Below are 9,134 nucleotides of genomic sequence, written 5' to 3'. Positions count from 1 at the left end.
CAATGATCAGGATGATGTACTGCGCCACCTGCGTCCACGTGACCGCGCGCATGCCACCCAGGAACGAGCAGACCAGAATGCCGCCCAGGCCCAGGAAGATGCCGATCTCGAACGCCACGCCTGTCAGGCGGGTGGTGATCAGACCCACGCCGTAGATCTGCGCCACCACGTAGGTGAACGAGCAGAGGATGGCCGCGCAGATGCCGATGAACCGGGGGATGTTGCCGCCGTAGCGCTCACCCAGGAAGTCGGGAATGGTGAACTGCCCGAACTTGCGCAGGTAGGGCGCGAGGAAAAGCGCCACCAGGCAGTAGCCCCCCGTCCAGCCCATGATGAAGGCGAGGCCGCTGTAGCCGGTGAGGTACAGCGTACCCGCCATGCCGATGAACGAGGCGGCCGACATCCAGTCGGCGCCGGTCGCCATGCCGTTGTAGATGGCCGGCACGCGTCGGCCGGCCACGTAGTACTCGGCGGCGTCGGTCGTGCGGCTCATGATGCCGATGCCGGCATACAGGCCGATGGTGGCCAGCAGGAAGATGAAGCCGATCCAGTCGCGGTTCAGGCCCATCTGCTCCAGGATCGCGAGCACGATCACGAAGGCCAGGAAGCCGCCGGTGTAGAAACCGTAGACCTTGTTCAGCTGCTTGCGGAAGGCCGCATTCGCGGCCCCGCCGCCACCAGCGGCGGCACCCGTGGGATTCAGTCCAGCCATGGTGTCATTCCTCCTCGGCGACGCCGTATTCCTGGTCGAGCTTGTTCATGTAGCTCGCGTAGAACCAGATGATGCCCACGTACACCACCAACGCCCCCTGCGCGCCCATCCAGAAACTGAACGGCCAGCCGAAGAAGTTGAAGCTGAGGTCGCGAGCGAAATAGCTCACGACGAAGGTCACCACGAACCAGATCGCCAGCAGGATTGCCGTGACCCTGAGGTTCTTGCTCCAGTATTCCTGGTGCTTCTGTGTCAATTCCATGCCTTGTCTCCTGTACGGGCCTGTGGGGCCCTTTCCATCGCCGTCGCCATGCCATGCGGCCCGCCGCGGCCTGCGCCGCGGCCTGCAACCAGGCCGCTCCCTCGAAGGAAGCCCCTCAGCTGGTGCTCTCGACGAGCAAGCCCGTCTCGCGCTCCAGCTGGGCGGCCACCTTGGGCTCGAACCGCTTGAGGTGGCGGATGATCTTCCGCGCCTCTTCCGGCTCTTGCCGATCCACATGCACCCGGGCCAGCTGGTACCAGCCGTAGGGGCTCATGGGCTGCAATTTCGTGTTGCGCTTCAGCGCCACGACCGCTTCGTCGTGGCGGCCGAGGCGGATCAGGACCAGGCCCAGGCCGTACCAGGCGCGGTCCAGCTCGGGCGACAGCTCGGTCGCCCGGCGGAAGGCCTGCTCGGCGGCCGGGTAGTCACCCGCCTCCTCGAGCACGAAGCCGTAGTTGAACCAGTGCGTGCCCGAATCCGGGTGCCGCTCGATCAGCGCCTGCAACCAGTGCAGCGCCTCGGTGCGGCGGCCGGCGGAGGCCTCCAGGTGGGCCAGGCTGGCCAGCGCATAGGCGTCGCCGGGGAACTCGGCCAGCATCTCTCGAAACAGCGCATGGGCGTCGTCGCGCCGTCCCAGCACGAGCAGCACCATGGCCCGCCACTTGAACCCACGCCAGCGCAGGCGTTCCATCATTGACATTGTTGGACTCCGATCCGCACGCAGATGTCGATCTTGGTGAGGGTGGCGATCAGCCACACGAAGAACAGCATCAGGAATGCCACCAGCGGCACGTGCTGGTCGATCACGACGCGGGGGGTGATCTTGCGCACCCCCGTCACCACGGGCCGCGTGACGATCTGGAAGATCTGGTAGAAGAGATTGGTGTCCCGCTTGGCGCCCGCGAGCAGGCCCAGCACCCACTGGCCCGCGAGGGCCAGCAGCGCGATCTCGGCCAGCAGCTTCAGGATGTTCACCAGCAACAGCAGCAAGGCGGTCTCCTCTTTCCGAGGTGTTGTCTCCTGCGACGCATGGTTTGCAGGGGGCCTTACGACTCTCTTACAACGTGGATTTGATCCTCGGCAAACCCCCATAGGGATTACCCGGCGCTTCAGAGGCCTGCGGCAAGACAGGGGAGCCAAACGGGCGCATACTTACTCGGAACTGACAGCAGGACGTCGGTTGAGGAGATCCCATGTTCGACAAGAGCCTTACCTATCACAAGTCGGCCAGGGGAACGGAAGCCATGGCCACGCGCAACGCGGCGCTCACGCCCAGGCTGCGATCCATGCTGATTCTGGTCGATGGCAAGCGCACCTACGCGGAGCTGGCCGAGCTCGGCCAGCTGCTGGGTGACTACGACCAGGTCCTGACCCAGCTGGCCGACCTCGGCTTCATCGAGCCGCAGGCCGGGGCCCAGCCCCGCGCGACGGGTGCTGCCGCGCCCGCCACGCCGGCCGCGTCCACACCGGGCGCCACGCCTGCGGCGGCACCGGTGTCGCTGGCCGACGCCAAGCGCTTCGCCGTGCGCCTGCTGACCGACATGCTGGGGCCGACCGGCGAGGCGATCTGCATCCGGATCGAGGACACGCGCAACGCCCAGGAGTTCATGGCCGCCATCCAGAAGGCCGAGTCGATGCTGCGGCAGATCGGAAGCGCGCAGAAGGCAGAGCGCTTCGCCGCCGAGATGGCGAGCCGCCGGCCGCAGTGAGGCCTCAGCGGCGGGCCGCCAGCCGCCGCTCGGCCAGGCTCACGACGACCAGCACCACGACGCCGGCCGCCACCCCGAACACACCCGCCGAGGCCGGCAGGATGTCGAACCAGAGCGAGTAGCGGCCTGACAGGCCGAACAGCCGGCGCACGCTCTCGGCATTCAGCAGCATGTAGTAGATCGTCACGCCCAGCCCGGCCAGCATCGCGGCGACGGCCCCGCCGCGCGTGGCACCGCGCCAGAAGATGCCTGTCACCATCGCGGGTACGAAGGCCGCCGCGGCGAGCGAGAACGAAGCGGCCACCAGCGGCAGGATGTCCGCCGGCCGCAGCGAGGCGACGAGCGCGGCCATCAGCGCCACGCCCAGCAGCGCGAACTTCGACAGGATCACCCGCTGCTCCGGCGTGGCGGGGTGGCCGGCCTCGTGGCTGTAGATGTCGCGCACCAGCGCGTTGCTGATGGTGAGCAGCAGGCCGTCGGCGGTGGAGAGTGCTGCGGCCAGGCCGCCCGCGGCCACCAGGCCGGACACCACGTAGGGCATGCCGCCGATCTCCGGCGTGGCGAGCATGATGATGTCGGCGCCCAGGCGGATCTCGCCGAACTGCAGGCGGCCGTCGCCGTTGACGTCGCTCACCGAGATGAGCGAGGGCTCCACCTTGGACCACTGCAGGATCCAGTTGGGCAGCTGGTCGAAGCCGGTGCCCACGAGCTGCTGCATCACCTCCAGCTTGACCAGCACCGCCAGCGCCGGCACGCTGAGGTACAGCAGCACGATGAAGAACAGCGCCCAGGCCACCGAGTAGCGCGACTCGGCAACCGTGGGCGTGGTGTAGAAGCGCGTCAGCAGGTGGGGCAGGCCCGCCGTGCCGACCATGAGGCAGAACACCAGCGCCAGGAAGTTCAGGCGCGAGGCGGAGAAGGTCTCGCGCTCCAGGGGCGTGCCTTGCGGGTCACCGGCGAAGGCCTGGCCATGCGGCGACAGGCCGCCGAGCGGGCGCGCGCGCTCCAGGCTCTCCTGCATCTGGCGCGTCCACAGCTCGCGGGCGGCGTCCACGTCGCGCGGCAGCGCCGACAGCTCGCGGTGCGCCGCGACGATGAGCGCCGAATCCGCGTTCTGCGCCTTGAGCTGGCGGATGCGCTCCTGGATCACCGTGCGTTCACGCTGCAGGGCCGGCAGGGGATCGGCCAGCCATTCGCGGTAGCGCTCCGCCCGGCGCAGGAACTCCTCCTGCACCAGCTTCTCGGCCGGCGAGTCGATCAGCCGCCGCTCGATCTCGCTGATCTTGCGCATCTGCTCGCCATAGACCACGGGCGCGAGCGGATTGCCCATCTGCTTGTACGCCAGCCACGACACCGGGATCAGGAAGGCCAGCAGCAGGATCACGTACTGGGCCACCTGCGTCCAGGTGATGGCGCGCATGCCGCCCAGGAACGAGCACAGCAGCACGCCGCCGAGCCCCAGCAGGATGCCGATCTCGAACTGCACGCCGGTCAGCCGCGCGGCGATGAGGCCGATGCCGTAGATCTGCGCCACCACGTAGGTGAAGGAGCACAGGATGGCGGCCACCGCCCCCAGCAGCCGGGGCCAGTGGCCGCCGTAGCGATGCTGGAAGTAGTCCGGCACGGTGTAGAGGTTCAGCCCGCGCAGGTAGGGCGCCACCAGCAGCGCCACCAGGCAGAAGCCGCCGGTCCAGCCCAGCACGAAGGCCAGGCCGCCGGGCTGGTCGCCGTGGCCGGTGAAGCCCTGCAGGTACAGGCCGCCGGCCAGGCTGATGAACGAGGCCGCGCTCATCCAGTCGGCCGCCGTCGCCATGCCGTTGTAGAACGGCGGGATGCGGCGGCCGGCCACGTAATACTCCTCGGCGTAGGTGGTGCGGCCCCAGATGCCGATGGCCGCATAGATCATCACCGTGGAGAACAGGAAGATCGGCCCCAGCCAGTAGCGCGACAGGCCGTGACGCTCTGCCCAGGTGAGCACGCCCAGCACCGCGCACAGCCCCACCACGTAGGCGATGAGGATGCGTGCGAGCCGCGCCTTGTAGGCGGCGTAGTCCGGCGGGATGGCCATGCGATTCGGATCAGGGGGCGGCGTGCCCGGCCCCGATCATCGCACCCCGGCCGCGGGGGGGCGCGGCCGCCGCGGCCTCAATGCTGCGCGAGCTGCTGCCAGGTGGCGATCACGCTGTCCGGGTTCAGCGAGATGGAGGCAATGCCCTCGTCGGCCAGCCACAGGGCGAAATCGGGGTGGTCGCTGGGGCCCTGGCCGCAGATGCCCACGTACTTGCCCTGCGCGCGGCAGGCCGCGATGGCCTTGGACAGCAGGGCCTTGACGGCCGGGTCGCGCTCGTCGAACTCCGCGGCCAGCAGCTCCAGGCCCGAGTCGCGATCGAGGCCGAGCGTGAGCTGGGTCAGGTCGTTCGAGCCGATGGAGAAGCCGTCGAAATACTGCAGGAACTGATCGGCCAGGATGGCGTTGCTGGGGATCTCGCACATCATGATGACCTTGAGCTCGTTCACGCCGCGCTGCAGGCCTTGCGCGGCCAGCAGGCTGGTGACCTTCTCGGCCTCGCCCAGGGTGCGCACGAAGGGCACCATGACCTGCACGTTGGTCAGGCCCATCTCGTTGCGCACGCGGCGCATGGCCTCGCATTCCATGGCGAAGGCCTCGCCGAAGTCCTTGCTGATGTAGCGCGCGGCACCGCGAAAGCCCAGCATGGGGTTCTCTTCCTCGGGCTCGTAGCGGCTGCCGCCGATCAGCTTGCGGTACTCGTTGCTCTTGAAGTCCGACAGGCGCACGATCACCGGCTTGGGCCAGAAGGCCGCGGCGATGGTGGCCACGCCCTCGGCGACCTTGTCGACGTAGAAGGCGCGCGGCGAGGCATGGCCGCGGGCGACCGACTCCACCGCCTTCTTCAGGTCGGTATCGATGTTCGGGTACTCCAGGATCGCCTTGGGGTGCACGCCGATGTTGTTGTTGATGATGAACTCCAGCCGCGCCAGGCCCACGCCCTCGTTGGGGAGCTGGGCGAAGTCGAAGGCGAGCTGCGGGTTGCCCACGTTCATCATGATCTTGGTCTTGATCGGCGGCATGGCGCCGCGCTGGACCTCGGTCACCTCGGTCTCCAGCAGGCCGTCGTAGATGAAGCCGGTGTCGCCCTCGGCGCAGCTCACCGTGACCAGGGTGCCGTCCTTCAGGGTCTCGGTGGCGTCGCCGCAGCCGACCACGGCGGGAATGCCCAGCTCGCGCGCGATGATGGCCGCGTGGCAGGTACGCCCGCCGCGGTTGGTGACGATGGCGCTGGCGCGCTTCATCACCGGCTCCCAGTTGGGATCGGTCATGTCGGTGACGAGCACGTCGCCCGGCTGCACCTTGTCCATCTCGGCGGTGCTGTGCACCAGACGCACGGGGCCTGTGCCCACCTTCTGGCCGATGGCCCGGCCCTCGGCGAGCACGGTGCCGCGGCCCTTGAGCTTGTAGCGCAGCTCCGCCTTGCCCTGCGCCTGGCTCTTCACCGTCTCGGGCCGTGCCTGCAGGATGTAGAGCTGGCCGTCGATGCCGTCCTTGCCCCACTCGATGTCCATCGGGCGGCCGTAGTGCTGCTCGATCACCAGCGCGTAGCGGGCGAGCGCCTGGACCTCGTCCTCGGTCAGCGAATAGCGGTTGCGCTGCTCCAGCGGCACGTCGATCGTCTTCACCAGCTTGCCGCCCGAGCGCTTCTCCTCGTCGGAGGCGAACACCATCTGGACCAGCTTGGAGCCGAGGTTGCGGCGGATCACCGCGCGCTTGCCGGCCTGCAGCATGGGCTTGTGCACGTAGAACTCGTCGGGGTTCACCGCGCCCTGCACCACCGTCTCACCCAGGCCGTAGCTGGCGGTGATGAAGACCACGTCCTCGAAACCGGACTCGGTGTCGATCGTGAACATCACGCCGGCGGCACCCAGATCGGAGCGGACCATGCGCTGCACACCGGCCGAGAGCGCCACGTCGGCATGGCGGAAGCCCTTGTGCACGCGGTAGCTGATGGCGCGGTCGTTGTAGAGGGAGGCGAACACCTCCTTCATCTTGTGCAGCACGGCTTCGATGCCGACCACGTTGAGGAAGGTCTCCTGCTGGCCGGCGAAGGACGCGTCAGGCAGGTCTTCCGCCGTGGCCGAGGAACGCACGGCGAAGCTCGCCTGCGGGTTGCCCGCGACCAGGCGCTCCAACTCGGCGCGGATCGCCTGCTCGAGGTCGGCGGGGAAAGGCTGCTCTTCCACCCACTGGCGGATCTCCGCGCCGGCGGCGGCGAGCGCGCGAACGTCGTCGGTATCCAGCGCGTCCAGGCGGTCGTGGATGCGCTGGGCCAGGCCCCCTTCGGCCAGGAAGGCGCGGAACGCGTGCGCCGTGGTGGCGAAGCCGGTGGGCACCCGCACGCCATGCGGCAACTGCGAGATCATCTCGCCGAGGCTGGCGTTCTTGCCGCCGACCGCCTCGACGTCGGTATTCCTCAGGTTCTCAAACGGTACGACCAGGGCGGTCGGGCTGAAAAGGGCAGACATGGGAAGACTCCAGAAGTTGAAACCGGGTCTGCGCTCCAGCGCATCGCGCGATGCCCCGCCAGCGGGCTTTGTGATTGTTCGAATGGGCGGCGGGCGGGCATGGTCGCGGGAATTCGGATAATCGCTTCATTGTAGGCGCGCCAGCCGGCTGCGGGCCTTGCACCAGACTGAAAGCATTACATGCATTCGCGCACCGTGTTCTTCGTCTCCGACGGCACCGGCATCACGGCCGAGACCTTCGGCAATGCGATCCTGGCCCAGTTCGAGTTCAAGCCCCGCCACGTGCGGCTGCCGTTCATCGACACCGTGGACAAGGCCCACCAGGTGGTGCGGCAGATCAACCACACCGCGGAGCTGGAGGGCAAGCGCCCGATCGTCTTCACCACGCTGGTCAACGTGGAGGTGCTGAAGGTGATCGAGGAAGGGTGCAAGGCCATGATGCTCGACATGTTCGGCACCTTCGTGCGCCCGCTGGAAATCGAGCTGGGCATGAAGTCCAGCCACCGCGTGGGCCGCTTCTCGGACGTGAGCAAGAGCAAGGAGTACCACGACCGCATCGAGGCGATCAACTTCAGCCTGGCGCACGACGACGGCCAGAGCAACCGCGACTTGGAGCAGGCCGACGTCATCCTCGTGGGCGTGAGCCGCAGCGGCAAGACGCCGACCTCGCTGTACCTCGCCATGCAGCATGGGCTGAAGGCGGCCAACTACCCGCTGATCCCCGAGGATTTCGAGCGCCGCCAGCTGCCGCCCGCGCTGGTGCCGCACCGCAAGAAGATCTTCGGCCTGACCATCCACCCCGAGCGCCTGTCGGAGATCCGCAATGAGCGGCGGCCGAACTCGCGCTATGCCGCGCTCGAATCGTGCCGGGCCGAGGTGGCCGACGCCGAGGCGATGATGCGCCGCGAAGGCATCCGCTGGCTCTCGACGACCACCAAGTCGATCGAGGAGATCGCCACCACCATCCTGCAGGAGATCCGGCCGGAGCGGCTGGAGTACTAGCCCACCCCCGTTCGGCCTGCGGCCGATCCCCCCTCAAGGGGGCGACACCAATGGCCCGGCAAAGCCGGTTCCATGGTGTCTCACGAAAGTGGCCGCGCTGCGCGGGCCATGGCGCGCCGAGGTGGTGCCGGTGATCGAGGTTGCGGTTCCGATAGGCGCGGACAAAGTGGCTGATTGCTTCTTTCCATCAGGGAAGACCCTGATCTTCTGTACCATTCGATAGGTCAAAGCAATCATCATCAACCACTCGATAGAGGAATCATCATGTCCCTGATCAATCAGCAGATCCCCGCCTTCTCCGCCACCGCCTACCACCAGGGCAAGTTCGTCCCGGTAACGCAGGACAGCTTCAAGGGCAAGTGGTCCGTGGTCGTGTTCTACCCGGCCGACTTCACCTTCGTGTGCCCGACCGAGCTGGGCGACCTGGCAGATCACTACGCCGAGTTCCAGAAGCTGGGCGTGGAGATCTACGGCGTGTCCACCGACACCCACTTCACCCACAAGGCCTGGCACGACACGTCGGACACCATCCGCAAGGTGCAGTACCCGCTGGTGGGCGACCCCAGCCACCAGCTGGCCCGCTTCTTCCAGGTGCTGATCACCGAGGGCGAGGACACCGGCCTGGCCCTGCGCGGCACCTTCGTGATCGACCCCGAGGGCCGCATCAAGACCATCGAGGTGCACGACAACGGCATCGGCCGTGACGCCAAGGAAACCCTGCGCCGCGTGAAGGCCGCCCAGTACATCGCCGCCCACCCGGGCGAGGTGTGCCCGGCCAAGTGGAGCGAAGGCGCCGAGACGCTGAAGCCCTCGCTGGATCTGGTGGGGAAGATCTAAGGCACTTCACCCTGAAAAGTCGCTGCGCGACTTTTCAGGGTGCTTAGACCAGTGCTGAAAGGACCGGCAAATC

At 67.5% G+C, this 9,134-nt stretch carries 8 protein-coding genes and 1 pseudogene; 3 read left to right on the top strand and 6 right to left on the bottom strand.

Annotated elements, in window-relative coordinates; genetic code table 11:
- The 4 genes and pseudogenes from ACE3T5_RS19750 to ACE3T5_RS19735 all read right to left on the bottom strand — a co-directional run.
- Positions 1-712: pseudogene (locus ACE3T5_RS19750) on the bottom strand (cation acetate symporter); the annotation flags it as partial.
- 4 nt (positions 713-716) lie between these two features.
- A complete protein-coding gene (locus ACE3T5_RS19745; protein WP_374669820.1) occupies positions 717-974 on the bottom strand; it encodes a DUF4212 domain-containing protein in 258 nt (85 codons plus the stop codon).
- Between the two features lie 115 nt (positions 975-1,089).
- The gene (locus ACE3T5_RS19740) at positions 1,090-1,665 is read right to left on the bottom strand and encodes a tetratricopeptide repeat protein (protein ID WP_374669819.1); all 576 of its coding nucleotides are present in this window, start codon (positions 1,663-1,665) and stop codon (positions 1,090-1,092) included.
- Positions 1,665-1,964, bottom strand: coding sequence for a hypothetical protein (locus ACE3T5_RS19735; protein WP_374669818.1), 300 nt, complete (start codon positions 1,962-1,964; stop codon positions 1,665-1,667). The genes ACE3T5_RS19740 and ACE3T5_RS19735 overlap by 1 nt, the downstream gene beginning before the upstream one ends.
- A gap of 203 nt (positions 1,965-2,167) precedes the next feature.
- On the opposite strand from ACE3T5_RS19735, the gene ACE3T5_RS19730 reads away from it, so the two are divergent.
- Positions 2,168-2,683: a hypothetical protein gene (locus ACE3T5_RS19730; protein ID WP_374669817.1), complete on the top strand. Its 516-nt coding sequence runs from the start codon at positions 2,168-2,170 to the stop codon at positions 2,681-2,683.
- Positions 2,684-2,687: 4 nt separating this feature from the next.
- Here the strand turns inward: ACE3T5_RS19730 and ACE3T5_RS19725 are convergent, their stop codons facing one another.
- Positions 2,688-4,751, bottom strand: coding sequence for a VC_2705 family sodium/solute symporter (locus tag ACE3T5_RS19725; RefSeq protein WP_374669816.1), 2,064 nt, complete (start codon positions 4,749-4,751; stop codon positions 2,688-2,690).
- A 77-nt stretch (positions 4,752-4,828) separates the two neighbouring features.
- Positions 4,829-7,222 (bottom strand): phosphoenolpyruvate synthase, encoded by a 2,394-nt coding sequence (gene ppsA / locus ACE3T5_RS19720; RefSeq protein ID WP_374669815.1) that lies wholly within the window; start codon positions 7,220-7,222, stop codon positions 4,829-4,831.
- 180 nt (positions 7,223-7,402) lie between these two features.
- On the opposite strand from ppsA, the gene ACE3T5_RS19715 reads away from it, so the two are divergent.
- Positions 7,403-8,224 carry a pyruvate, water dikinase regulatory protein gene (locus ACE3T5_RS19715; protein ID WP_374669814.1) on the top strand — a complete coding sequence of 274 codons (822 nt, stop codon included), beginning with the start codon at positions 7,403-7,405 and terminating at the stop codon, positions 8,222-8,224.
- Positions 8,225-8,488: 264 nt separating this feature from the next.
- Positions 8,489-9,061: an alkyl hydroperoxide reductase subunit C gene (gene ahpC, locus ACE3T5_RS19710; protein ID WP_374669813.1), complete on the top strand. Its 573-nt coding sequence runs from the start codon at positions 8,489-8,491 to the stop codon at positions 9,059-9,061.
- The last annotated feature ends 73 nt before the right edge of the window (positions 9,062-9,134 follow it).

This window comes from Ramlibacter sp. (genome assembly GCF_041916345.1).
Classification (GTDB): domain Bacteria; phylum Pseudomonadota; class Gammaproteobacteria; order Burkholderiales; family Burkholderiaceae_C; genus Ramlibacter.
The sequence above is the reverse complement of the archived record's forward strand: the minus strand, read 5'-3'. Positions and strand labels throughout refer to the sequence as shown.

What these genes read in the sequence shown, in the direction of transcription:
- ACE3T5_RS19725 (WP_374669816.1), bottom strand. Translation starts at nt 4,751, where the DNA reads ATGGCCATCCCGCCGGACTACGCCGCCTACAAGGCGCGGCTCGCACGC.
- ACE3T5_RS19730 (WP_374669817.1), top strand. Translation starts at nt 2,168, where the DNA reads ATGTTCGACAAGAGCCTTACCTATCACAAGTCGGCCAGGGGAACGGAA.
- ACE3T5_RS19740 (WP_374669819.1), bottom strand. Translation starts at nt 1,665, where the DNA reads ATGGAACGCCTGCGCTGGCGTGGGTTCAAGTGGCGGGCCATGGTGCTG.
- ppsA (WP_374669815.1), bottom strand. Translation starts at nt 7,222, where the DNA reads ATGTCTGCCCTTTTCAGCCCGACCGCCCTGGTCGTACCGTTTGAGAAC.
- ACE3T5_RS19745 (WP_374669820.1), bottom strand. Translation starts at nt 974, where the DNA reads ATGGAATTGACACAGAAGCACCAGGAATACTGGAGCAAGAACCTCAGG.
- ahpC (WP_374669813.1), top strand. Translation starts at nt 8,489, where the DNA reads ATGTCCCTGATCAATCAGCAGATCCCCGCCTTCTCCGCCACCGCCTAC.
- ACE3T5_RS19715 (WP_374669814.1), top strand. Translation starts at nt 7,403, where the DNA reads ATGCATTCGCGCACCGTGTTCTTCGTCTCCGACGGCACCGGCATCACG.